Source organism: Geobacillus sp. 46C-IIa (genome assembly GCF_014679505.1).
In the GTDB taxonomy this organism is placed as follows: Bacteria; Bacillota; Bacilli; order Bacillales; family Anoxybacillaceae; genus Geobacillus.
Genome location: NZ_CP061474.1, coordinates 1,313,871 through 1,339,307 on the forward strand (window position 1 = coordinate 1,313,871; position 25,437 = coordinate 1,339,307).

At 52.4% G+C, this 25,437-nt stretch carries 23 protein-coding genes and 1 pseudogene; 22 read left to right on the forward strand and 2 right to left on the reverse strand.

Going from position 1 to position 25,437, the window contains the following annotated elements:
• The first annotated feature begins 559 nt into the window (after positions 1-559).
• From ilvD to IC803_RS06820, 21 genes and pseudogenes are all read left to right on the forward strand, one after another.
• Positions 560-2,239 carry a dihydroxy-acid dehydratase gene (gene ilvD, locus IC803_RS06720; protein WP_081210988.1) on the forward strand — a complete coding sequence of 560 codons (1,680 nt, stop codon included), beginning with the start codon at positions 560-562 and terminating at the stop codon, positions 2,237-2,239.
• Positions 2,240-2,823: 584 nt separating this feature from the next.
• Positions 2,824-3,681 (forward strand): 3-hydroxyacyl-CoA dehydrogenase, encoded by an 858-nt coding sequence (locus tag IC803_RS06725; protein WP_081210990.1) that lies wholly within the window; start codon positions 2,824-2,826, stop codon positions 3,679-3,681.
• Positions 3,682-3,819: 138 nt separating this feature from the next.
• On the forward strand, positions 3,820-5,028 hold the full coding sequence (gene pcaF, locus IC803_RS06730) for a 3-oxoadipyl-CoA thiolase (RefSeq protein WP_081210992.1): 1,209 nt from the start codon (positions 3,820-3,822) through the stop codon (positions 5,026-5,028).
• A 408-nt stretch (positions 5,029-5,436) separates the two neighbouring features.
• Positions 5,437-6,768, forward strand: a complete 1,332-nt coding sequence (gene paaK / locus IC803_RS06735) for a phenylacetate--CoA ligase PaaK (protein ID WP_081210994.1) — start codon at positions 5,437-5,439, stop codon at positions 6,766-6,768.
• A gap of 89 nt (positions 6,769-6,857) precedes the next feature.
• Positions 6,858-7,826, forward strand: coding sequence for a 1,2-phenylacetyl-CoA epoxidase subunit PaaA (gene paaA / locus IC803_RS06740; protein WP_081210996.1), 969 nt, complete (start codon positions 6,858-6,860; stop codon positions 7,824-7,826).
• 12 nt (positions 7,827-7,838) lie between these two features.
• The gene (paaB, locus tag IC803_RS06745) at positions 7,839-8,192 is read left to right on the forward strand and encodes a 1,2-phenylacetyl-CoA epoxidase subunit PaaB (RefSeq protein ID WP_081211008.1); all 354 of its coding nucleotides are present in this window, start codon (positions 7,839-7,841) and stop codon (positions 8,190-8,192) included.
• On the forward strand, positions 8,168-9,001 hold the full coding sequence (paaC, locus tag IC803_RS06750; protein ID WP_081211009.1) for a 1,2-phenylacetyl-CoA epoxidase subunit PaaC: 834 nt from the start codon (positions 8,168-8,170) through the stop codon (positions 8,999-9,001). Before paaB ends, paaC begins: the two co-directional genes overlap by 25 nt.
• Positions 9,002-9,167: 166 nt before the next feature.
• The gene (paaD, locus tag IC803_RS06755; RefSeq protein WP_081211010.1) at positions 9,168-9,644 is read left to right on the forward strand and encodes a 1,2-phenylacetyl-CoA epoxidase subunit PaaD; all 477 of its coding nucleotides are present in this window, start codon (positions 9,168-9,170) and stop codon (positions 9,642-9,644) included.
• 24 nt (positions 9,645-9,668) lie between these two features.
• Complete coding sequence (locus IC803_RS06760; RefSeq protein ID WP_081211011.1) at positions 9,669-9,980, forward strand: EthD family reductase; 312 nt, start codon at positions 9,669-9,671, stop codon at positions 9,978-9,980.
• Positions 9,973-10,749: an enoyl-CoA hydratase/isomerase family protein gene (locus tag IC803_RS06765; RefSeq protein ID WP_081211012.1), complete on the forward strand. Its 777-nt coding sequence runs from the start codon at positions 9,973-9,975 to the stop codon at positions 10,747-10,749. The genes IC803_RS06760 and IC803_RS06765 overlap by 8 nt, the downstream gene beginning before the upstream one ends.
• Positions 10,750-10,762: 13 nt before the next feature.
• Positions 10,763-11,536, forward strand: a complete 774-nt coding sequence (locus IC803_RS06770) for an enoyl-CoA hydratase-related protein (protein ID WP_081211013.1) — start codon at positions 10,763-10,765, stop codon at positions 11,534-11,536.
• Between the two features lie 15 nt (positions 11,537-11,551).
• Positions 11,552-13,069, forward strand: coding sequence for an aldehyde dehydrogenase family protein (locus tag IC803_RS06775; RefSeq protein WP_081211014.1), 1,518 nt, complete (start codon positions 11,552-11,554; stop codon positions 13,067-13,069).
• A gap of 179 nt (positions 13,070-13,248) precedes the next feature.
• A pseudogene (locus IC803_RS06780) lies at positions 13,249-13,392 on the forward strand (3-oxoadipyl-CoA thiolase); the annotation flags it as partial.
• Positions 13,393-13,646: 254 nt separating this feature from the next.
• Complete coding sequence (gene paaX, locus IC803_RS06785; RefSeq protein ID WP_081211015.1) at positions 13,647-14,504, forward strand: phenylacetic acid degradation operon negative regulatory protein PaaX; 858 nt, start codon at positions 13,647-13,649, stop codon at positions 14,502-14,504.
• A 448-nt stretch (positions 14,505-14,952) separates the two neighbouring features.
• Positions 14,953-15,903 (forward strand): NAD(P)H-dependent flavin oxidoreductase, encoded by a 951-nt coding sequence (locus IC803_RS06790; protein WP_081211016.1) that lies wholly within the window; start codon positions 14,953-14,955, stop codon positions 15,901-15,903.
• A 185-nt stretch (positions 15,904-16,088) separates the two neighbouring features.
• Positions 16,089-17,231 (forward strand): Leu/Phe/Val dehydrogenase, encoded by a 1,143-nt coding sequence (locus IC803_RS06795; protein ID WP_081211017.1) that lies wholly within the window; start codon positions 16,089-16,091, stop codon positions 17,229-17,231.
• A 120-nt stretch (positions 17,232-17,351) separates the two neighbouring features.
• Positions 17,352-18,365, forward strand: a complete 1,014-nt coding sequence (locus IC803_RS06800; RefSeq protein WP_081211018.1) for an ABC transporter substrate-binding protein — start codon at positions 17,352-17,354, stop codon at positions 18,363-18,365.
• Positions 18,366-18,379: 14 nt separating this feature from the next.
• Positions 18,380-19,372: an ABC transporter permease gene (locus tag IC803_RS06805; RefSeq protein ID WP_081211019.1), complete on the forward strand. Its 993-nt coding sequence runs from the start codon at positions 18,380-18,382 to the stop codon at positions 19,370-19,372.
• A complete protein-coding gene (locus IC803_RS06810) occupies positions 19,347-20,141 on the forward strand; it encodes an ABC transporter ATP-binding protein (protein WP_081211020.1) in 795 nt (264 codons plus the stop codon). Before IC803_RS06805 ends, IC803_RS06810 begins: the two co-directional genes overlap by 26 nt.
• 38 nt (positions 20,142-20,179) lie before the next feature.
• Positions 20,180-21,250, forward strand: a complete 1,071-nt coding sequence (gene pdhA / locus IC803_RS06815) for a pyruvate dehydrogenase (acetyl-transferring) E1 component subunit alpha (RefSeq protein WP_081211021.1) — start codon at positions 20,180-20,182, stop codon at positions 21,248-21,250.
• On the forward strand, positions 21,247-22,242 hold the full coding sequence (locus tag IC803_RS06820) for an alpha-ketoacid dehydrogenase subunit beta (protein ID WP_081211022.1): 996 nt from the start codon (positions 21,247-21,249) through the stop codon (positions 22,240-22,242). The genes pdhA and IC803_RS06820 overlap by 4 nt, the downstream gene beginning before the upstream one ends.
• 187 nt (positions 22,243-22,429) lie before the next feature.
• Here IC803_RS06820 and IC803_RS06825 read toward each other — a convergent pair whose 3' ends face one another.
• Together IC803_RS06825 and IC803_RS06830 are read right to left on the reverse strand one after the other, a co-directional pair.
• Complete coding sequence (locus IC803_RS06825; protein ID WP_081211024.1) at positions 22,430-22,951, reverse strand: gamma carbonic anhydrase family protein; 522 nt, start codon at positions 22,949-22,951, stop codon at positions 22,430-22,432.
• A gap of 157 nt (positions 22,952-23,108) precedes the next feature.
• A complete protein-coding gene (locus IC803_RS06830) occupies positions 23,109-23,570 on the reverse strand; it encodes a hypothetical protein (RefSeq protein ID WP_081211025.1) in 462 nt (153 codons plus the stop codon).
• A 331-nt stretch (positions 23,571-23,901) separates the two neighbouring features.
• Between IC803_RS06830 and IC803_RS06835 the strand changes: the two genes are divergently transcribed.
• On the forward strand, positions 23,902-25,392 hold the full coding sequence (locus IC803_RS06835; RefSeq protein WP_081211026.1) for a peptide MFS transporter: 1,491 nt from the start codon (positions 23,902-23,904) through the stop codon (positions 25,390-25,392).
• Positions 25,393-25,437: the final 45 nt, after the last annotated feature.

Genomic DNA, 25,437 nt, shown 5'->3' on the forward strand with positions numbered 1-25,437 from the left:
AGCTGGGAAGGCGGCCAATAAAAAAACGCTTTTCCTCCTTTTGCAAAAGGACGGAAAAGCGTTCCGCGGTACCACCTTTTTTGGCGCACAAAGCGCCCACCTCTAGCCTGTAACGCAGGCATGCGGCTTATGTTTGCATAAGCGGCCGTCTAGGGCAGGTTCAACCGGCTTCCCGCGAGGAACCTTCCAGCCTATGGGTTCCACTCTCTGGCGCGTTCCCTCGGTTTACTAGTCCCGTGCCGTTTCCGTTGGTTGATTGTCAACAATCCGCTCAACCATTTTATAGTTTGTAAGAAATTATGCCCCTAAACGTCGGGAATGTCAAGGGGAGCAACCCATTTTTACGCCGCTCTGCCGCAGGAGTCCGATGAAATCAAGCCCGCCTCTGCCGACATAGGGCTGTATGAGATGAGAAGCGGATGTGACAACGTTCCTTAGATTTAGGAAATATTGTTTAAAAAACGTGAAAACGCATTCAGAATAAAGATAATTGTCATTTTATTAGAAAAAGTGGTACAATACTAGCAATCGATCAATCTGAACGATGGAGGGACGCTCAATGAAAACACGGCGCAGCGACATGATTAAAAAAGGATTCGACCGCGCCCCGCACCGGAGCTTATTGCGGGCGGCGGGCGTGAAAGAAGAAGATTTTGACAAACCGTTTATTGCGGTGGTCAACTCGTACATTGACATTATTCCCGGGCACGTCCATTTGCAAGAGTTTGGGAAAATCGTAAAGGAAGCGATCCGTGAAGCGGGCGGCGTGCCGTTTGAAATGAATACGATCGGCGTCGATGATGGCATTGCGATGGGTCATATCGGGATGCGCTATTCGCTTCCGAGCCGGGAAATCATCGCCGACTCGATTGAAACGGTTGTTTCTGCCCATTGGTTTGACGGCATGGTGTGCATTCCGAACTGCGACAAAATTACGCCGGGGATGATGATGGCAGCGATGCGGCTCAACATCCCGACCATTTTCGTCAGCGGCGGGCCGATGAAAGCCGGCGTGACGAAAGACGGGCGGAAAATTTCACTCTCGTCCGTGTTTGAAGGGGTCGGGGCGTATCTAGGCGGCTCGCTTGATGAAGAAGGGTTGATGGAACTTGAGCGGTACGGCTGTCCGACGTGCGGATCGTGTTCGGGCATGTTTACGGCCAACTCGATGAACTGTTTGGCCGAGGCGCTCGGGCTCGCCTTGCCAGGCAACGGCACAATTTTGGCGGTCGACCCGGCGCGCAAAGAGTTCGTCCGCGAATCGGCGAAACAGCTCATGTATTTGATTGAACACGACATTAAACCGCGTGACATCGTCACGGAAAAAGCGATCGACAATGCGTTCGCGCTCGATATGGCGCTCGGCGGCTCGACGAACACGGTGCTGCATACGCTCGCGATCGCCAACGAAGCCGGCATCGACTATTCGCTCGAGCGGATTAACGAAGTGGCGTCACGCGTGCCGCATCTAGCGAAGCTCGCTCCGGCGTCGGATGTCCATTATATCGAGGACTTGCACGAAGCCGGCGGCGTATCGGCGGTGTTGAACGAGCTGTCGAAAAAAGAAGGCGCACTCCATTTAGACACGCTTACTGTCACCGGCAAAACGCTCGGGGAAAACATCGCCGGCTGTGAAGTGAAAAACTATGATGTCATCCGGCCAATCGATAACCCGTATTCGGAAACGGGCGGGCTCGCCATTTTGTTCGGCAACTTGGCTCCAGACGGCGCTGTCATTAAAACCGGTGCCGTTCAAGGCGGCATCACGCGCCATGAAGGGCCGGCCATCGTCTTCGATTCGCAAGAAGAAGCGCTTGAAGGCATTGCCAATGGCAAAATCCAACCGGGGCATGTCGTCGTCATCCGCTATGAAGGGCCAAAAGGCGGACCGGGCATGCCGGAAATGCTCGCGCCGACATCGCAAATTGTCGGCATGGGGCTCGGCACAAAGGTGGCGCTTGTGACCGACGGGCGGTTCTCCGGCGCCTCGCGCGGCTTGTCAATCGGCCACGTCTCCCCGGAAGCGGCTGAAGGCGGACCGATCGCCTTCATTGAAGACGGCGACATCATCGAAATCGACACGGTCAAGCGGACAATTAACGTCAAATTGTCCGATGAAGAGCTCGAAAGACGGAAAGCGAACTGGAAAGGCTTTGAGCCGAAAGTGAAAACCGGCTACCTCGCCCGCTACTCGAAACATGTGACATCCGCGAGTACGGGGGGGATTATGAAACTTTGATAGGAAAAAACAGACGATGACCTCATCAGGAAGTCTCCCGCCTTCGTGGAAATGAAGGCGGGAGATGCGCTGTGATAGTGGAGGAAAGAAGCGTCTCCGCTTCTCTTTTTCTCATATGTCATCTTGCTATCGTAGTCTGTGTGCTCCTCAACGTGTTGCCTCTCTTTCTGATTGTCTAGCGGGAAGATCTAGCGTGTTTTTTCTGCTGATTCCTTTTTTGCCTCATTGAACGCCATGCCGAGCCATTTTTTTGTTTCAAAGCGTTGAACAAAATCATTGACATTTTTGAATATTTCATCTATTTTAAAGTATAGCAAAGCTATATTGCGTTATAGAAACGTAAGTTATGTAAACGTAATATAGTCTTCGATGTTTAAACATGTTTGGAAGCGTTTTTAAAGGGTTGATGGCGACGTTGCTGTTTGACGGCCCGCATCCGTTCCATCCGCACGTTGTCGAAGGCAGTCGCAGGCATGGTTCCTAAGGGCGCGTTTATAGACGGATTGGCAATGATCGAACGTGGCCGGACTTTCAGCGGCGTTGCGTCATCCACAATACGAATGAAAAAGAGAGGGGAAAGAACGATGATTGAACGTCTTGTTGTCGTCGGCAGCGGCGTAATGGGAAGAGGAATTGCTTACGTCGGCGCTGTCGGCGGGTTTCAGACGACGTTGGTTGATGTTAAGCAAGAACAACTAAACAGTGCTCGGAGCGAAATCACCACCATTTTTGAGCAAGCGATCGCTCGGGGAAAATTGACGCCTGGTGCACGTCAAGAAGCGGAAGCACGTCTTTCATATTCGCTTGATCTGGCTGCTGCGGTGCAGGATGCCGATTTGGTGATTGAGGCGGTGCCGGAAAAGCTGGAGTTGAAAAAGCAAGTATTCGAAACGATTGATGCCCATGCGCCGGCGTCGTGCTATTTGGCGACGAACACGTCAACGATGAGCCCGACGGAAATCGGCTCGTTTACGAAGCGGCCGGAGCGGGTCATCGCCATGCATTTTTTCAACCCGGTGCATAAAATGAAGCTTGTCGAAATCATCCGCGGCTTGGAAACAAGCGACGAAACGGCGCAAGTCGTAAAAGAAGCCGCCGAGCGGATGGGGAAAGAGACAGTTGTTGTCAACGAATTTCCAGGGTTTGTGACGAGCCGAATCAGTGCGCTCGTTGGCAATGAAGCGTTTTATATGCTTCAAGAAGGCGTCGGCACGCCAGAAGAAATCGATAAGGCCATCAAACTTGGCCTCAATTTTCCGATGGGCCCGTTTGAGCTTGCTGATTTAGTCGGGCTCGATACACGGCTGAATAACTTAAAATATTTGCATGAAAAGTTGGGCGAAAAATACCGCCCGGCGCCGCTGCTCGAGCAGTATGTGAAAGCGGGGCGGCTCGGCCGCAAAACAGGCAGAGGGGTTTATGATTATACAAAACAAGACTGAAGCCGAAGGACATCGACAGAAGCAACGCGGGGGAAGGCGATGCCTCCTAGCGATGCTGTTGCCGTGTGGAGTTTTACCTAACCGCCCGGCAAATCAAGAATGAAGCGGCTATAGGCCGCTTTTAAGGGGGAGAGAGAAATGGGAAGAGAAGTCGTGATTGTCGATGCTGTGCGCACGCCGATCGGCCGTTATAAAGGAGCGCTAAAAGACGTGCGACCAGACGATTTGGCCGCTATCGTTATTCGGGCGCTCATTGAGCGAAATCCGAATGTGCCGATGGAACAAATTGATGATGTCGTCTTTGGCAACGCTAATCAAGCCGGTGAGGACAACCGAAACGTCGCCCGCATGGCGGCGCTGTTAGCCGGGCTGCCCAAGGAAGTTGCCGGTGTGACGGTCAATCGACTGTGCGGTTCTGGTCTTGATGCCGTGAATTATGCGGCGCGGGCGATTTTCGCCGATGAGGCGGATATCGTGATCGCCGGCGGCGTGGAAAGCATGACCCGCGCTCCGTTTGTGATGGCGAAGCCGTCAAGCGATTTTCCGCGCGGTAATATCGAAATGTACGATACAACGATCGGCTGGCGCTTTATCAATCCAAAACTGCACGAAATGTACGGCACCGACAGCATGCCGCAAACGGCGGAAAACGTGGCGAAGCGGTTTGGCATTACGCGCGAGGCGCAGGACGAATTTGCTTATGAAAGCCAAATGAAGGCGAAACGGGCAATGGAAACGAACCGATTTGCGGATGAACTGGTGCCGGTTGTTTACCACGACCGGAAAGGCAACCGGATTGTTGTCGACAAAGATGAGCACCCTCGTCCAGATACGACGCTTGAGAAGCTGGCCAAACTGCCGCCGCTGTTTGAAAACGGCACGGTGACAGCCGGCAATGCTTCTGGTGTGAACGACGGGGCGGCAGCGCTGTTGTTGATGAGTGCCGATAAAGCGAAAGCGCTCGGTTTGAAGCCGCTGGCCAAATACGTGACGTCGGCCGTCGCCGGCGTGGAACCAGCCGTGATGGGGATCGGCCCGATTTTTGCGACGCGCAAGGCGCTGCGCCGCGCCGGCCTGTCCGTTCATGACATCGGGCTTGTCGAGCTGAACGAGGCGTTTGCTTCGCAAGCGCTTGAGTGCATCCGCCAGCTTGAGCTGGACCGAGAGAAAGTCAACGTCAACGGCGGGGCGATTGCCCTTGGCCATCCGCTTGGGGCGAGCGGTGCCCGCATTTTGACGACGTTGATTTATGAAATGAGAAAACGCGGTGTCACCTACGGCTTGGCGACGATGTGCATCGGTGTCGGCCAAGGGATCGCCACGATTGTGAAAAGCGCGGACGAATAAGGATCCTTCTCATGAATAACGACAGATGGCTTGCCGTTGGCGCCCTCCTCAGAAAGGCGGTGCGCCTTGTCGGCTGCCTGTTTTTATTTTAGTCGCCGCTTTTATCAATTCCGGACAGTTGTTCGCGACAGCTTTTCCTTTTGTACGTTATTAAAAATATCCCTTGCATGAAGATCTCCTTAAAATGAAAGTGCTACCAAACATTCAAAAGGAGAATCTGCGTGCAAGGGCTTTTTTATGCCTTTTGGATAATCCGCACTTCTAATGGTTTCGCTCATCGATAGATGTTGACATTTTAAAATATTTTGATTATTTTAAAATTAGGGATGATATATAATATATATAACGTTTAATTAACGTTATATATTATCTACTATGATATTAATTTAAAGTAGGGGGGCGGGACCGATGATTTTGCATGACATTGAGACGACCGCGCGCAGCGAACTGGAGGCGCTCCAGCTCGAGCGGCTGCGGGCGACGGCGGAGCGTGTGTATGCACGGGTGCCGTTTTACCGGCAACGATTTGATGAAAAGGGAGTGAAGCCGGAGGATATTCGCACGATTGAGGATGTGCGCAAACTCCCGTTTACGACAAAGCGGGATTTGCGGGATCATTATCCGTTTGGTTTGCTCGCGGTGGATCTTTCCCGATGCGTCCGTGTGCACGCTTCAAGCGGCACAAGCGGCAAACCGACGGTGGTCGCTTACACAAAGCAAGACATTGACCATTGGGCCGACATTGTGGCGCGGGCGATTGTCATCGCCGGCGGGAAACCGGGGGATGTGATTCACAACGCCTACGGATACGGGCTGTTTACCGGCGGCCTTGGACTGCATTATGGCAGCGAGCGGCTTGGGGCGGTCACGGTTCCTGTTTCTGGCGGCAACACCGATCGACAAGTGATGATCATTGAAGATTTTCAGCCGACGGTCATTTGCGCCACGCCGTCCTATGTATTGAACATTGCCGAACGGATGAAAGAGTTGGGCAAAGATCCGCGGCAAACATCGTTGAAATACGGCATCTTCGGTGCGGAACCGTGGTCCGAGGAAATGCGGCGCACGCTCGAAGAAACGCTTGGCATCAAGGCGTGCGATATTTACGGGTTGAGCGAAGTGATCGGCCCGGGGGTGGCGATGGAATGCCACGAAGCGCAAAACGGCCTCCATATCGCCGAGGACCATTTCCTTGTCGAAGTGATTGACCCGAAAACGCACGAGCCGGTGGCGGAAGGGGAGGAAGGAGAGCTTGTTTTTACGAGCTTGACGAAAGAGGCGTTCCCGGTCATCCGCTACCGGACAGGCGATATCGCTTCTGTGACGAGAGAGCGGTGTGCTTGCGGGCGGACGATGGCGCGCATGTCGCGAGTCAAGGGGCGGGTTGATGATATGATCATCATCCGCGGCATCAATGTGTTCCCATCAGAAATTGAGCATCATCTGCTTCGCGTCTCGGAACTGGCTCCGCACTATCAGCTGCATCGTCGCCGCCACGGCCATTTGGAAGCGCTCGAGCTGCATGCGGAAGTGACCGATCATTTTTACAGCGAGGTTGGCGGAGATTTGCAAAGCGAGCAGGCTGCTGCCCTTGCCCGGCGCATTCAGTCATCGTTGAAAACGCACTGTCTTATTTCGATTGACGTCCGTCTCCATTCGCCGAAAACGCTCCCGCGCTCGGAAGGAAAAGCCGTTCGCATCGTTGACCGCCGTCATCTTGAAGCGCCGCAATCCATCTGAGAGAGAAAAAATGATTGCAAAATATATAACATTAAAATATAATAACGTTATATAAACGTCATATGTTTTAAATGAGAGGTGGATGGGGGATGGCGACTATAATGACGTTCACCCGCCTGTCGGATGAGGAGAAATACGAACGGTTTATGCGGCGCATCGAGGCGGGGGAGAAGATCGAAGCCGATGACTGGATGCCGGATGAGTATCGGGTGACGCTTATCAAGCTCATTGCGATGCATGCAGCGAGTGAAATTATGGGAGCGCTTCCAGAAAAAGAATGGGTGCCGAAAGCGCCGTCGCTGCGCCGGAAGCTTGGCATCATGGCGAAAGTGCAGGATGAGATGGGACACGGCCAGCTGCTGCTCCGGGTGGCGGAAGATTTGATGGCCCCGCTCGGCAAAACGCGGGAAGATATTATCGAAGATTTATTGAGCGAACGGTTGAAGTTTCATAACGTGTTTCATATGCCAGCGCCGACATGGGCGGACGCCGGGTTGATTGGATGGCTCGTCGACGGAGCGGCGATTATGACGCAGACGAACATGCTAGATGCCTCATACGGACCGTACGCACGGGCGCTGAAGCGCATTTGCGCCGAGGAAGTGTTTCACGCCCAGCATGGCGAATCGATCATTTTGGCGCTCGCCGAAGGGACGAAGGAGCAGAAGGAGATGCTGCAAGAGGCGCTCAACCGTTGGTGGGAGGCGCTGCTCATGTTTTTCGGCCCGCCGACGGCCGACACGACGGGAACCTCGAAGCAAGACATCACGATTAAATATCGCATCCGCACGAAAACGAATGAACAGCTGCGTCAAGACTTCTTTACGAAATATGTGCCGCGCATTTGGGCGCTTGGTCTGAAGATTCCTGATGAGACAATGCATTTTGACAAAGAGAAGGGCCAATGGATTTACCGGCAGCCGGACTGGGAGAAGTTTAAACAAATCATTCGCAATCATGGACCGAAATCGCAAGAGCGGCTTGAGCTGCGGCGGACGGCATACAAGCAGAACGCGTGGGTGCGCGAGACGCTGAGCGCCGTACGGACGTCCGGATGAGGAGGGATGGCCATGGCGGGGAAAGAACAAGGATTTTATCAAGTGTTTGAGGTGTTCAGCCGCAAAACGCTGGATGCGCCGATGCAGCATCAATTCAGTCTGCTTGCCCCCAATGAGGAGATCGCGCTCGTGATGGCGCAGGAAAACTTTCTGCGCCGCGAGCCGGTCGTGGATCTTTGGGTTGTGAAGCGGGACTATATCCGGCGGATGAGTGAAGAGGAAAAAACAGCGCTCAAGCGGCTCGACAACAAAGATTACCGGTTGACACGAGGATATGGGGATTTAAAGAAACGATGGCGCAAATATGAGCAAAACGTACTCGATGAGAAGGAAATTTTGTCATGGAAAGGCGAGATTCGGCGATGAGCGAAAAACCGATTCACTTCCATCCAGACGGTCAAGAGGCGCTTGTTGAGCTATTGTTTCAGCTCGCGGATGATGATTTTTTGCTTGCCTACCGCGGTTCGGAATGGCTTGGGTTGGCGCCGCATATTGAGGAGGACATCGCGTTTTCTTCCATCAGTCAGGATACGATGGGGCATGCGGCCATGTATTATCAGCTGCTTGAAGATCTTGGCTGTGGATCAGCCGACGAACTGGCGCACGCCCGCCCGGCTTCTGCCCGGCGCAACGCGGTTTTGCTCGAACGGGCGAACGGACCGGGGCATTATTTGCGTGAGCCTCGCTATGATTGGGCGTTTACTGTTGTTCGCCACTATTTTTATACGCAGGCCAAGCGCGTCCGTCTCGAGTCGCTGACCAAAAGCAGCTATGCCCCGCTCGCGGAAGTGGCGGCGAAAATTCAAGTGGAGCTGCACTACCATTTGCTTCATTGGCATACGTGGTTTGTCCAGCTGACGAATGCTCCTTTGGAAGCGCGGACGCGAATGACCAAAGCCATTCAAGACGTAGCCGCTGATTTTGCCGGCGTGTTGACGCTCGGAGCGAAAGGAACGGACATGGTGCAGTGGGGGCTGATTGATGAGGAAAAGGTGCTGACGGAAACCACGATTGCCGCGCTGGCGCCGGCGTTTACCGAAGTGGGGCTTGAGTGGCCGATGCCGTTTGGCATGAAGCATGGCAACGGCCGCAACGGCGAACATACGCCCGATTTGGACGAAGCGCTGGCGACGTTGTCAGAAGTATACCGCGCCGTGCCGCATGCGATATGGTAATGCCGGCGCCGCTGTTTGCCAACGTGCGGCGTTAGGCAAGACGCCTCTTTATGACGACGAAATGACGACGAAGTGTTTGTTCAAGGAGCAAAACGGTGCAACATTGGCGGCGCTAGACAGCCAAAGCGGGAAAATGGAAGCGGGTTGGAAAATGTGAGGGAGAACCATGACAAATGAAGAGGTTTGGAAGGCATTGGAAACGGTGAAAGACCCAGAAATTCATTCGATTAGCATTGTCGATCTTGGGATGGTGGAACAGGTTGACATTCGGGATGAAGCGGTCTCGGTCTGTCTGCTGCCGACGTTTCTCGGGTGTCCGGCGCTTGATATCATCCGCACTCGGGTTGAGAAAGCGGTGAAGCAAGCAGGGGCTTTGGCGGTGACGGTTGAGTTTCTGCGTCATCCGCCGTGGACGTCCGACCGGATCAGCGAAGCTGGACGGGAGCGGCTGAAGCAGTTTGGCATCGCTCCGCCGCCGAGGCAAATGCCGTCAGGGGCATGGCAAGTCGAGTGTCCGTATTGCGGGGCGGTGCGGACCGTCATGGAAAATTTGTTCGGCCCGACCGCCTGCCGCAGCATTTTCTACTGCAAACAATGCAAAAATCCGTTTGAGGCGATGAAGCCCGTATTAATTTCAAGATGAGAAAAGGGAAAGGGGACGTTTGTGATGTTTAAAATGATCGCCTTGTACAAACAGCCGAAAGATAAGGAGCAGTTTGACGCCCATTATTATGGAACGCATGTGCCGTTGACGGAAAACATTCCTGGCCTCCGAAGCATCAAGGTGACGAAAATTACAGGGACGCCGATGGGGACGGAAAGCGAGTATTATTTGTTGTGTGAAATGTATTACGACAGCCAAGAGGCGTTTCAAGAGGCGATGAAAACGAAAGAAGCGAAGGCATCGGCCAAAGATGTCATGTCATTTGCCGGCGATCTCGTCACCTTTATGGTCGGTGAGGAAGTGGAGCATGAGTGAGTGGGCTTTCATTGCGGTGCGGCAAGAGGGAGCGGTTGGCGTCATTGAACTTGCCCGTCCTGATGTGTTGAACGCGTTGAGCCGTCAGATGGTGGTGGAAATCGTGGCGGCGGTCGAATTGTTTGACCGGGATGAGGCGGTGCGTGTCATCGTGCTCACTGGGCGTGGACGGGCGTTTGCGGCTGGGGCGGATATTCAAGAGATGGCAAAAGATGACCCCATTCGTCTTGAGCGGCTGAACCAGTTTGCCGATTGGGATCGCCTATCCATCGTGAAAACGCCCATGATCGCCGCTGTGAACGGGTTGGCACTAGGAGGAGGTTTTGAGCTGGCGCTTTCGTGCGACTGGATTGTCGCGTCCGCCACGGCTGAATTTGGCTTCCCAGAAGTGAACCTTGGCGTCATGCCAGGTGCAGGAGGCACGCAGCGGCTGACGAAGCTCATCGGTCCGAAGCGGGCGCTCGAGTGGCTTTGGACCGGGGCGCGCATGTCGGCGAAAGAAGCCGAGCAGCTAGGGATTGTCAACCGCGTCGTCAGCCCGGAGCTTTTAATGGAAGAAACGATGAGGCTGGCCGAGCGTCTCGCTGAACAGCCGCCTTTGGCTCTTCGACTGATCAAAGAGGCGGTGCAAAAAGCGGTCGACTATCCGCTGGATGAAGGCATGCAATTTGAGCGCAAAAACTTTTACCTATTGTTCGCCTCAGAAGATCAAAAAGAAGGAATGGCGGCATTCCTCGAAAAACGAAAGCCGCGCTTCCAAGGAAAATAAGGGGGGGCGTTCGATGTACGAAACAATCCGTTATGAAGTGAAGCAACACGTCGCCTGGCTGACGCTCAACCGCCCGGATCAGCTCAATGCATTTACGGAACAAATGAATGCGGAAGTGACAAAGGCGTTCAAACAAGCCGGAGCGGACCAAAATGTCCGCTGCGTGGTCATCACCGGCGCCGGACGAGCGTTTTGCGCCGGGGAAGATTTGGGTGGCGTGACAGAAGAGATGAACCATGGCGAGGTGCTGCGCACCCGATACGCACCGATGATGAAAGCGCTTTACAGTCTTGAAAAACCGGTTGTCGCAGCGGTGAACGGAGCGGCGGCCGGCGCGGGCATGAGCTTGGCGCTGGCGTGCGATTTCCGACTTCTCTCCGAAAAAGCGAGCTTTGCGCCTGCATTTATTCACATCGGCCTTGTGCCGGATGCGGGCCATCTGTACTATTTGCCGCGTCTTGTCGGGCGGGCAAAGGCGCTTGAGCTTGCGGTGTTCGGGGAAAAAATCACCGCCGAGCAAGCAGCCGCGCTCGGGCTGGCGACAAACGTGATTCCTCTATCTATTTGGGAAGAGGAAGTAAGGCGGTTTGCTGAGCGGCTGGCTGCCATGCCGACGAAGGCGATTGGACTCATCAAACGGCTGCTTCGCGAAAGCCAAGAAGCGACGTTTGACCGTTACCTCGAACGGGAAGCGGAATGCCAGCGCATTGCAGGATTGACATCCGACCACCGTGAAGGCGTCAAGGCCTTTTTTGAAAAACGGAAACCGGTCTTCCAAGGAAACTAAGCAGGGGGGAAAACGATGGCGACTGTTAAACAAAAGAAAGTGGAACCGATGCCGATCAAACGCGATTTCTATCATTTGATTGTGAACGGGGAGCGGGTGGAAAGCGCCTCGGGCGAAACGTTTGTCGTCACCAATCCGGCGACGGGCGAACCGGTCGCCCGCGTCGCCAAAGGGACGCGCGAGGACGCCGAGCGGGCGGTGCAGGCGGCGCGGCAAGCGTTTGACCGTGGAAAATGGCGTCATTTTCCGGTGCAAAAACGTTCGCGCATCTTGCACCAAATTGCGTCCATCATGCGTGAACGTTTCGATGAATTGGTGGAGTTGGAAATTTTGAATACCGGCAAAGCGTTGTCGGCGGCTCAAGGACAAGTGATGCAGGCGATTGAAGACTTTGAGTTTTTCGCTGGGGCGATCATTGGGCACCGCGGGGCGGTCAACCCGATGCCAGGGGCGTTTCACAACTATACGGAAAAAGATCCTGTCGGTGTGTGCGCCCAAATTATTCCTTGGAACTATCCGCTCATGATGGCGGCTTGGAAAATCGCGCCGGCCATCGCTGCGGGATGCTCGGTTGTCGTCAAACCAGCGTCGTTGACGCCGCTCACCTGCCTTGTGCTGGCGGAAATTTGCCATGAGGCTGGCGTGCCGGAAGGGGTCGTCAATGTGGTGACGGGCGCTGGGACGGAAGTAGGGGACTATTTGGTCGAACATCCGCTCGTCGACAAAGTAGCGTTTACCGGATCGACGCCGGTAGGGAAGGAAATTATGGAAAAAGCGTCGAAAACATTAAAACGAGTGACGCTCGAGTTGGGGGGCAAATCGCCGAGCCTTGTGTTTGCGGACGCTGATTTGGAAGCCGCTGTCGCCGGCTCATTGTTCGGCATTTTTTACAACAGCGGCCAATCGTGCGAGGCGCGTTCCCGCTTGTACGTGCATGAAGACATCTATGATGCGTTTATGGAATCGTTTGTCGCTAAAACGAAGCAGCTGAAACTCGGCAATCCGTTTGATGCCAGCACGCATGTCGGGGCGATCATCAGCCGCGGTCAACTCGAAGTGATCGATGAGTATGTGCAGTCCGCGGTCGCTGATGGAGCGACGGTCGCCGTCGGGGGAAAAGAGGCGGTGGTCGCTGGTTTTGAAAACGGTTACTGGTATGAGCCGACGATTTTGACGAACGTGCACCATCAAATGAAAGCGGTTCGTGAAGAAATCTTTGGACCGGTTGTCGTCGTGATGAAATTCCGCGATGAAAACGAAGCCATTGAATTGGCGAACGACAGCGACTATGGACTGGCCGCCGCGATTTGGACGAAAGATCATGGCCGCGCCGTTCGCGTAGCGAAACAGCTGCGCTCCGGCATTGTCATGGTCAACAGCCCATTCTCCGCTTTCCCAGGCACGCCGTTTGGCGGCTACAAACAGTCCGGGTTTGGGCGCGAGCTGTCTGTCGAAGCGCTTGATTTGTACACAGAAACGAAAAGCGTGCTGTCGTATTACGGTCCGCGTCCGCTTAATCCGTTTGGCGTGTAAGACTTTCACCGTTTTGCGTTTACCAATATACGAGAGCGTGCCGCGTCCCTGGAAGCAACGTTCAGTTTGCCGCCCTTGAAGGCAAAGGCCGGTTAGGGTGAGCGATGGAGAGACACGCCCGCTCGTTTGCCGAGCACCCCGTCGCATGTATTGGGGTGCCATTCATTTGACGGCGTCCGCCGCTTGGTGCGAGCAGCACCCGTATTTTGACGACATTGATTTGCGGAATGCGAAAACGCGGCGTCACCTATGGCTTGGCAACGATGTGCATCGGCGTCGGCCAAGGAATCGCGACGATTGTGAAAAACGCGGATGAACGGTGAGAGCTTTGCCTTGGTTCGGCGGAAAGGCTGGCTATGTTCAGACGACGGCCCGTCCTACAGCCAGCTCGAATGATGCCTGCCTAAGTTAGATGAAGCTGCTGAAGCTGTGGCCGCATGTTTGGATCTCATTGAGAGCCGCCTGCCTTTTAGTGGCGCGGCTCTTTTTATTCCGTTTGTTTTTCGTCCGTCTTGCCAGCGTGAGAAAAGTTTGTTACGATTATAGTTCGAATACAAGATAAAGGGAGTTTCGTCAGATGAATACGCGCTCACTTATTTTTACGATTTACGGAGACTACATCCGCCGCTACGGCGGTGAAATTTGGATCGGGAGTCTAATCCGCCTCCTCCGCGAGTTCGGCCATAACGATCAGGCGGTGCGGGCGGCGGTATCGCGCATGAGCAAACAAGGCTGGATTCGCGCGGAAAAACGGGGCAATAAAAGCTACTATTCGCTCACGGAGCGCGGTGTCAAGCGGATGGAAGAAGCGGCGCGGCGCATTTACAAAACGCGCCCCGAGCATTGGGATGGGAAATGGCGCATTCTCATCTATACGATTCCTGAGGATAAGCGGCACTTGCGCGACGAACTGCGAAAGGAGCTTGTTTGGAGCGGTTTCGGTACGATTTCCAACAGCTGCTGGATTTCACCGAACAATTTGGAGCAACAAGTGTACGACTTGATCGACAAGTATGACATTCGCCCGTATGTCGACTTCTTTTTTGCCGAATACGATGGACCGCATACGAATAAGCAGCTTGTGGAAAAGTGCTGGAACTTAGAAGAGATTAACCAAAAATACGAGCAGTTTATTGCGGTCTACAGTCAAAAATATGTCATTGACAGACATAAAATCGAGCGCGACGAAATGTCAGACGCGGAATGTTTTGTCGAGCGGACGAAACTCGTCCATGAATACCGAAAGTTTTTGTTCATCGACCCTGGCTTGCCGGAAGAACTGTTGCCGAATGAGTGGATGGGAAGCCATGCCGCCGCCTTGTTCAACGATTATTACCAACAACTCGCGGCACCGGCCAGCCGTTTCTTTGAAGCAGTGTTTCAGGAAGGAGCAGAGCTTGACAAAAAAGAAGAGGAAAGGATGTCGGTGGAATGAACCGGGATGCACGGCGCAACGACAGCTGTGCATCCCGGTTGCCGTTTGTGGAACGTTCGATGCGGCGTCGTGGAAGAAGCGTGTTGTCGCCCAAATGCTCATCATTTAATGTAGGTGCCCCCTAATCGTTGTTGATTTTTCAACGCTGTGGGGGATTGCGGCAGCCTCACTGGCGAAAAATTAGGTTTCAAAGGGAATTTTTTCTTTGTTATAGAAATCAACCATTCTCATCTTCTAAAAAATATGTTATTGTTTAAATATAACGTATTTTTTACGGATCGTTAAATAGGATTATAGATGATGTATTTGATTATGATGGTTTTGAAAATTTATTCGAGCGGCAATGCAACATTGACCATAGGAGTGTTTGGGAGTTGAATTAATCGATCGTACGCTTTCCCGATTTTAAAAACATGGACGTAATATTTGGAAAAGGTGGGAACACATAATGAATGATGTTTGTCGTTTGCTCGACCTTCGTTATCCGATCATTCAAGGGGGGATGGGCAACATCAGCAATGCCGAACTGGCGAGCGCCGTATCGGAAGCGGGGGGGCTTGGAACGATCGGCGCGGGCACGATGCCGCCCCATGAGGTGGAGACGCTGATCGTCGAAACGAAGCGGCGCACGGGCCGTCCGTTTGCTGTGAACATCCCGTTGCAAGTGACGCCGCACGCTGCGGAGATCGCTGAACTCGTCATCCGCCACCAAGTGCCCGTTGTTTCGCTTTCCGCCGGCAATCCGGCGCCATGGATTCCACGTTTTGTGGAACATGGCATCAAGGTGATCGTCGTCGTCGCCTCGGTCAGCCAAGCGAAAAAAGCGGAAGCGGCTGGAGCGGATCTCGTCGTCGCTGAGGGGTATGAGGCGGCGGGAATCAACTCGCCGCTAGAGTTGACCACGATGACACTCATTCCCCAAGTGGCTCGCGCCGTCCGCATTCCTGTCATCGCTGCCGGCGGCATCGGCGATGGGCGCGGTCTGCTGGCCGCCTTCGCCCTTGGCGCTCAAGGGGTGCAGCTCGGCACGAGGCTTGTGGCCACGAAGGAAGCGCCGTTTCATGAAGCGTATAAACAGCGGCTCATTGAGGCAAAGGAAAATGAAACGGTCATTGTCGGCCGCTCGGTCGGACGCATCCGCCGTGTCATGCGCACGCCATATGCTGAGAAGCTGCTGGAGTATGAACAACAAGGCATGCCGCTCGAGCAGTTTCAAGAATATACATCGGAGGAGCGCCATCGCCGCGGCGCGCTTTCTGGTGATTTTCAGGAAGGATTGATCAATGCGGGGCAAATCGCCGGCCTCATCGATGACGTGCCAACGGTGGCTGAGCTGTTTGAACAAATGATGATGGAAGCGAAAACGCAGTGGCAATCATTATCCACGCTATTTCGCTGATTGAACGAAGACGCCTGTCAAACGGCGTCTTTTTTTGGCGATGAAAATTGGTTGGCAGAGGGTTGACACTGAAAACAAACATCGATACTATAAAAATAGTATAACGTTATTTTAACGTGATAATATTTTTTGTTATATTAACTTGAAAACGCTTTCAAGCGGTGAAGCAAAGGAGAGGGGAAGCGATGAATGTCATGCTATCGCCAAACATGTCACAAGGATTGGATTTGTTTTTTCAAATGCGTGAACATGAACAGGTGGTGTTTTGCCTCGATGAAGCGACCGGCCTAAGGGCGATTATCGCCATTCATAGCACGGCGCTTGGGCCGGCGCTCGGCGGTTGTCGGATGCATCCGTATGCGACGGCGGAAGAGGCGCTCGCCGATGCGCTTCGGCTGTCGAAAGGGATGACGTATAAATGCTTGGCTGCCGATGTCGATTTTGGCGGCGGCAAAGCGGTGATCATTGGCGACCCGCGCAAAGACAAATCGCCGGAATTGTTTCGCGCGTTCGGCCAGTTCGTCGAGTCATTAGGCGGCCGGTTTTACACGGGCACGGATATGGGAACAACGCCGGACGATTTCGTGCACGCCATGAAAGAGACGAATTGCATCGTCGGCGTTCCGGAAGCGTATGGCGGAAGCGGAGACTCATCGGTGCCGACCGCCGAGGGCGTTGTTTACGGCATTCAGGCGACGAACGATGTGGTGTTCGGCAGCAAGCACTTGCATGGCAAAACGTATGCGGTGCAAGGGCTCGGAAAAGTCGGAAAAAAAGTGGCGCTTCGTTTGCTTGAAGAAGGGGCGGATCTGTATGTGTGCGATTTGAACGAAGCGGCAGTCAAAGAGGTCGCAGCGTACGGCAAGCAAATCGGGGCGTCCGTCAAACCGGTAAACGGAACGGATATTTATCGCGTCGAAGCCGATCTGTTCGTCCCGTGCGCATTTGGCGGCGTCATCAACGATGAAACGATCACCGAGCTGCGAGTGAAAGCGGTCGTTGGCTCGGCAAACAATCAGCTGGCTGACAAACGCCACGCCCGCATGTTGAAAGAAAAAGGCATCGTGTATGCCCCCGATTATATCGTCAACGCCGGCGGCCTCATTCAAGTGGCCGATGAACTGTACGGAGCGAACAAAGAGCGGGTGCTGGCGAAAACGAAAGCGATTTATGATACGCTGCTCGCCATTTATGCGCGGGCTGAATCGGAAGGAATGACAACGATCGAGGCAGCCGATCAATTTTGCGAAGAGCGGCTCGAAAAACGCAAACGCCGCAATCATTTCTTTACACACCAAAAGCGGCCGAAGTGGGAGATTCGACGTTAATGCCGAGTCTATCCATATGAAAAAAATTATCTGAAAATACTAAATATAACACCTTATTTTTCGATTCAGAGAAAAATCCTTTTGGAAAGCAGCGATCAAAGAGGCGAGGAGGAATCATTCATGAAACAAGCGATCAAACGATTCGCGATACCGATCGTTTTCGGAGTTTTGGCGCTCTCAGGCTGTGGGGGAGAAGAGAAGGTCGCGACGAACGGTGCGAAAGAAGATGGAAAGCCAAAAACGTTTACGATTGGCGTCACCCAAATCATTCAACATCCATCGTTAGATGTTGCCTTCAATGGATTTAAAAAGGCGCTTGAAGACGGGGGATTTAAAGAGGGGAAAAATGTTCGGTACAATATTCAAAACGCCCAAGGCGACATGAACAACAGCCAAACGATCGCCAATAACTTTGTATCGGACGGGGTTGACCTCATTTTTGCCAACTCGACTCCGAGCGCGCAAAGTGCGCTCAATGCCACGAAAGATATTCCCATTGTGTTTACATCCGTGACAGATCCAGTCGGCGCCGGTTTAGTTCCATCGATGGACAAGGCGGGGGAAAACATCACGGGAACAACGGACAGCCATCCCGATGCGATTCGCAAAACGATTCAATTCATCGATGAGCAAACGGATGCCAAAACCGTTGGGCTTATTTATAACGCTGGCGAACAAAACTCGTTGGCGCAAATTGAAAAAGTGAAGGAAGCGGCGAAACATACGGATTTGAAGTTGGTGGAAGCCTCCGTTTCGACCACAGCCGAGGTGAAACAGGCGGCAGAGTCGTTAGTTGGCAAGGCAGATGTGTTTTACATCGTTACAGATAATACCGTTGTATCCGCCATTGAATCGGTTGTAAGCGTTGCTAATGAGAAAAAAATCCCTGTTTTTACGGGAGAGCTCGATTCATTAAAACGAGGCTGCTTTGCGGCGTATGGGTTTGATTACTACGATATCGGCTATCAAGCCGGGCAAATGGCGGTTGCTATTTTAAAAGGAGAAGCAAAACCGTCAGAGATCAAACCAGAATATCCAAAAAAATTAAAATTAGTGATCAATAAACAAGCAGCGGAAAAACAAGGAATCCAACTGAAGCCTGAATGGGATCAAATGGCAGAATACATCGAATGAAAGGATGAACGCTTTTGTTGACGGCAATGACAGGAGCAGTTGAATCAGGACTGATTTATGCCATCATGGCATTAGGCGTCTATTTATCGTTTCGTATTTTAGATTTTCCGGATTTAACGGTGGACGGCAGCTTTGTGACCGGGGCAGCGGTGGCGGCGACGTTGATTGTCAACGGGGCCAATCCGTTTGTGGCGACGTGTCTAGCGCTTTTCGTTGGATTCGCTGCCGGGTGTATGACCGGGCTTCTTCATACAGCAGGGAAGGTCAATCCGCTTTTGTCGGGCATTTTAATGATGATTGCGCTGTATTCGATCAATCTTCGCATCATGGGGCGTTCGAATGTACCTCTTTTAAATCAAAAGACCGTCTTTACAACCATTCAAGATTGGGGGACGAAAATCGGACTTGACTCGGCCGCGGCAAAAACATGGGGAATTTTCCTGTCGATGACGTTGCTTGCTCTTTTGTTTAAATGGTTCACAGACTGGTTTTTACAGACAGAAATGGGACTTGCGATTCGGGCGACAGGGGATAATCCACGCATGATTCGCAGCCTGTCGGCGAACACCAACTTGCTCATTGTCTTCGGGTTGGGACTTTCCAATGCCATGGTCGCGTTCTCGGGGGCGCTTGTTGCTCAGTACGGCGCGTTTGCCGATGTCGGGATGGGAATTGGCATGATCATTATCGGTCTGGCTTCTGTCATTATCGGCGAAGCGGTATTTGGAACGAAAACGATCGCGCGAGCTACGCTTGCCGTGATCGGTGGAGCGATCATGTACCGCATTGTTGTGAGTCTCGCTTTGCGCGTCCAATTTCTCGAAACAGGGGATGTGAAGCTCATTACGGCATGCATTGTCATTTTGGCGCTCGTTGTTCCGCAAATGGCTCGTCAACAAAAAGAGAAAAAACGCAAAGAAGAAAAAAGACGGGATCGGGCGCAGGTGATGGCCGTTGCCGCAACGGGAAAGGGTGAGGCGGATGTTGCAGTTAAAAGGGATTTATAAAGTGTTTCACGAGGGAACGCCTGATGAAAAGATCGCGCTCCAAAACATTCATTTAACGCTTCAAAAAGGCGATTTTGTCACTGTGATCGGCAGCAACGGAGCAGGCAAATCGACCTTGATGAATATGATTTCAGGAGTATTGTTTCCTGATGAAGGAACGATTTGGATTGACGGCCAAGATGTCACCCTGATGCCGGAATACGTCCGCTCCCGCTATATCGGAAGGGTGTTTCAAGATCCGATGGCCGGAACGGCGCCAAACATGACGATTGAGGAGAATTTAGCGATGGCGTATACACGCAATCAAAAGCGCACGCTCTGCCGTGGAGTGACGAAAAAACGGCGCGATGAGTTTCGCGAGTTGCTCTCCACCCTTCATCTCGGTTTAGAAAACCGTCTCCAGGCGAAAGTTGGCTTGCTCTCGGGCGGAGAGCGGCAGGCGTTGTCTTTGCTTATGGCGACGTTCACCGAACCTGCCATTTTGCTGCTCGATGAACATACAGCGGCCCTCGATCCGGCTAGGGCGGAGTTGATCACCAGCTTAACAAAAGAGATTGTGGAGCGATATCGATTGACGACCTTGATGGTCACCCATCATATGCAGCAGGCCATCGATTTAGGAAACCGCCTCATCATGATGGATAAAGGGCAGATCATTTTCGAAGTGGATGAGACTGAAAAGCAACGTTTAACGGTAGAAAAGTTGCTCGCGGAATTCCAACGCATTCGCGGGGAACAGCTTGTGAGCGATCGTGCGGTACTAGGCTGATGGATCGGCCATTCAACGCCATGGAGAGGAGGAATGATATGGAACTCGATTTCCCGATGGTGCAAGTATTGAATGAAGAAGGAGCGATCGTGCAGCCTGAATATCGTGAACAAATCACGAAAGAATTGACGATGACGATGTACCGTCATCTGATTCGCACGAGAATGGTTGACCGAAAATGTGTCAGCCTGCAGCGGCAAGGGCGCATCGGGACGTATGTGCCGTACGAAGGACAAGAGGCGTGTCAAGTCGGAAGTGCGCTTGCCCTCGATGATGGCGATTGGATGTTTCCGACCTACCGCGACCATGGGGCGATGATGACGTTCGGCCGTTCGTTAACGACAACTCTTTTATACTGGAAAGGGCGGACGGAAGGATGTGTCCCTCCTGAAGGGAAAAAAATCGTTCCGCCGAGCGTTCCCATTGCCACGCAACTCCCTCATGCAGCGGGGGCGGCGTGCGCCGAAAAATGGAAGGGGACGAAAAATGCGGTGATTGTGTACTTCGGTGACGGAGCAACATCGGAAGGAGATTTCCATGAGGGATTGAATTTCGCAAGCGTTTTCCACGCGCCTGTCGTCTTTTTCAACCAAAACAACCAATATGCGATTTCCGTTCCGATCAGCCGTCAGATGAAGACAAAAACGATCGCCCAAAAAGCGGTGGCGTACGATATTCCTGGCCTTCGCATCGATGGAAATGACGTGTTTGCCGTGTATTTCAAAACCATTGAGGCGCTCGAGCGGGCGAGAAATGGAGGGGGGCCGACGTTAATCGAAGCGGTGACATGGCGTTATGGCGCCCATACGACGTCCGATGACCCGTCCAGATATCGCGATCAGGAGGAAAGCAAGAAGCGGCGCGACACAACCGACCCGATCCAACGAGTCGAGCGTTTCATGCAACGGGAAGGCTGGTGGGATGAAGAATGGGTGAATCAAGTGCAAGAGGAAGTGAACGCCGAAATCGAGCAGGCGGTTGTGGAAATGGAACGTTACCCAAAAGCGGATGTGTCGGACATGTTTGACTTTGTGTTCGCCCAGCCGACATGGACGATTGCCGAGCAGAAAGAAGCGTATCTTCAATGGAAGCGGGGGATGGAAAGATGATCACCAAAGTAGGCGTCAAATCGCTCACCATCGTGCAAGCGGTCAATGATGCGCTTCGTACCATGCTCAAAGAGCGTGAAGATGTCATTCTGCTTGGGGAAGACATCGGGAAAAATGGCGGTGTGTTTCGCGCCACGGACGGCCTGCTTGAAGAATTCGGCAAAGAGAGGGTGATTGACACTCCGTTAAGCGAAGCTGGATTTACGGGTGCAGCGATTGGAATGGCGCTGAACGGATTTCGTCCTGTCGTGGAAATTCAATTTTTAGGTTTTATCTACCCAGCCTATGAACAAATCATGACCCATGCGGCGCGCATGCGTGCGCGGACAAGAGGGCATTTTACCGTGCCCTTGGTCATTCGCGCCCCGTACGGCGCGGGTGTGCGAGCCCCGGAAATTCATTCGGACAGCACGGAAGCGCTGTTTACCCATATGCCAGGCATCAAAGTCGTTTGCCCCGCATCGCCGTATGACGCCAAAGGGTTGCTCATCGCCGCGATTGAAGACCCGGACCCTGTCCTCTTCTTAGAACCGATGCGCAGCTATCGCGCGTTTCGCGAAGACGTTCCGGAAGGAAAATATACGATTGAAATTGGCAAAGGGAAAAAGCTGCGTGAAGGGGACGACGTGACCGTCATTGCGTGGGGGGCCATGGTGCCCGTTGCTATGAAGGCGGCGGGAGAAGCGGAGAAAAAAGGGATTTATGCCGATGTCCTCGACTTGCGTACGCTTTACCCGCTTGACAAGGCCCTCATCGCCGAGTCGGTGCAAAAGACCGGGAGAACCGTGATCGTTCAGGAAGCGCATGCGACGGGTGGATTGGCTAATGACATTCTCGCTGTCATCAACGATACTTCGTTTTTCTATCAAAAAGCGCCGGCCGAACGGGTGGCGGGATTTGACGTTCCAGTGCCGTTTTTCGCTTATGAAGACGATTATTTGCCAACGCCAGCGCGTGTGTTGCATGCCATTGAAAAAGTGATGAACTTCTGAAAATAGAAGCAAAACCACGTGATGAGTGTGGAAGATGATTGTGCAAAACGCGGATGAATCATAAATGAAGAGCCATGCCCTCTGGCTGGCTCTTTTCTTTTAACCATAAGGTGTACGGACAGATGGCTGTAAATATCGTTTTTTCGTGCAACCATCTGCTCTCTGATGATTTGTTTTTAAGGCGTTATTACCGATGATTAGCCAGCTGTTCGCGATACTCTTTTCCTTTTTGAACATATGTATCAATCGACAGCTGGATGAGCTCAAGGTCTTTATCTGTCAGCTCACGCACCACTTTTCCGGGCGAGCCGATGACGAGCGAGCGGGGCGGAATTTTTTTGCCGGACGGGATTAACGTGTTGGCGCCGATGATGCATTCTTCGCCGATTTCGGCCCCATCCAAAATCGTCGACCCCATGCCGATGATCGAGCGTCGGCGGATCGTACAGCCGTGAAGAATCACATTATGCCCTACCGTCACTTCATCTTCCACAACGAGCGGCGATCCTTCATACAAATGGCAGGTTGTATTGTCTTGAATGCTCGTTCGGGCGCCGATCGTAATCGGGCCTTCATCGCCGCGCAGAACAGCATTGAACCAAATGGTCGATTCCGGCCCGACGGTGACGTCTCCGATCAAATAGGCTCCCGGAGCGATGAATGTAGTTTTGTGAACATTCGGACGTTTTCCGTTATACGGATATAGCATTCCCACATCCCCTTTCATTGGTGATCAGTATGACAATAAGTATAACACATTTCATACGAGAATGGAAATGCGCGGAATAGAAAGTGCCTTGTTCGTATTAGGACGAATAGATCGATGCGCAACGTCACGGGGAACGAAAGCGGCGACGGGGCAGATATTAGCTTTTGATGGCAAGGCGGAGATCCGCAATCGCCGCTTCATGTTCAAGCGACCGGCGGCATAACATATCGATGATCCGCTCTTGGCGCAACAATAGTTGCATTTGTTGCTCTTGGTTTTGCTCAAGTCGTTTCACGATCGCATCGATTTCCCGAATGGCTTGATGAACAGTGGAAAATCCTTTTGCCATGTCGGCTTTGACTTCATTCAGCTCCGCTTTTGTCGCCATATTCTCCTTTATGTCCTCAAGTTCTTCCTTGGTGGCCATGTTGGCTTTGATGTGTTCAAGTTCTTCTTTGGTCGCCATGCGAGCTTTGATATTTTCAAGCTCTTGTTTGGTGGCCATATTGTTTTTGATGTCCTCAAGTTCTTCCTTGGTGGCCACATTGGCCTTCATCTCTGTCATTTCCTGCTGCATGATTTCCAACTTGTCCAAAATAAGACGCCACGGCTCGCTCATGGGCAACATCCTTTCCTAATTGTCAATACGATAAGGAAATTGCGGTGGAGACAAAGATGCAGATGAGACGGAGAGGAAATAGTGCTGTTGGGGAAACGACGATTCCCTGCCATTGATTATACATGATCTACGAAAAGCGGAAAAGGGTTTTCCAAGAACGAACAAAACGGAAAGAGAGAAACATTTTTTTATGATTTTTATTTAAATAATATTATTTTTCTTAATATTGTTGTTTTATTCATCGTTTATATAAATCATACAAAAATTTTTTGACAATATAAACATAATGAATTATTATATTAAAAGAATTTAAAGGAGGTAAGTAGTGGTTATGTCATCCATTGACAAGCAACAAATCGCTGCCAGTGTTCCGCAGCGGGGCTTTTTCGGCCATCCGAGAGGGCTGTTTACGCTCTTTTTTACCGAGTTTTGGGAGCGCTTTTCGTACTACGGCATGCGCGCCATTTTAGTGTACTACATGTATTACGAAGTATCGAAAGGCGGGCTGGGCCTTGATGAACATCTGGCGCTCGCAATTATGTCGATTTATGGGGCGCTTGTGTACATGTCTGGAATCATTGGCGGCTGGCTTGCTGACCGGGTGTTTGGAACTTCACGCGCAGTTTTCTATGGCGGCATTCTCATTATGGCCGGCCATATCGCGTTAGCGTTGCCGGGCGGGGCGACGGCGCTGTTTGTGTCGATGGCACTCATTGTCTTGGGAACGGGGTTGTTGAAACCGAACGTCTCCAGCATTGTCGGCGATATGTACAAGCCTGGCGATGAGCGCCGCGACGCCGGATTTAGCATTTTTTACATGGGGATTAATCTGGGTGCTTTTTTGGCTCCGCTTGTTGTTGGAACGGCTGGGATGAAGTACAACTTCCATCTCGGTTTCGGGCTCGCCGCTGTCGGTATGTTTCTTGGGCTGGTTGTGTTTGTGGCGACAAGAAAGAAAAATCTCGGGTTGGCGGGGACGTATGTACCAAACCCGCTGGCGCCGGAGGAAAAGAAAAAAACGGTTGCGATCGTTGCAACCGCAGCGGTCATCATTGCTGTGCTGCTCGCGATCTTGATTCCGAACGGCTGGTTTACGGTTGAAACGTTTATTTCGCTCGTCGGTATTTTAGGCATCATCATTCCGATCATTTATTTTGTCGTGATGTACCGCAGCCCGAAAACGACGGCCGAAGAGCGGTCGCGCGTCATCGCCTACATTCCGCTGTTTATCGCTTCGGCGATGTTTTGGGCCATCCAGGAACAAGGGTCGACCATTTTGGCAAACTATGCGGATAAACGGACGCAGTTGGATGTCGCCGGCATCCACTTGTCGCCTGCATGGTTCCAGTCGCTGAACCCGCTATTTATCATCATTTTGGCTCCGGTGTTCGCCTGGATGTGGGTAAAGCTCGGCAAACGCCAGCCGACGATCCCGCAAAAATTCGCCCTTGGCCTTTTGTTTGCCGGCCTGTCGTTTATCGTCATCCTCGTGCCGGGCTATTTCAGCGGCGGAGAGCTCGTCCATCCGATTTGGCTTGTGTTGAGCTATTTCATCGTCGTGCTCGGTGAGCTTTGCCTGTCGCCGGTCGGCCTGTCAGCGACGACAAAACTCGCTCCTGCAGCGTTTTCGGCGCAAACGATGAGCCTTTGGTTTTTATCAAACGCCGCGGCGCAAGCGATCAACGCCCAGCTTGTCCGTTTTTACACGCCGGAAAACGAAACGGCGTATTTTGGCACGATTGGCGGGGCGGCGCTCGTCTTAAGCTTCATCTTATTCGCGCTCGCGCCAAGCATCCAGCGGTTGATGAGAGGGGTTCGTTAATTGCCGTCGGATGTTTGTCGTTGCTTATGGAAAACAATCAAATTT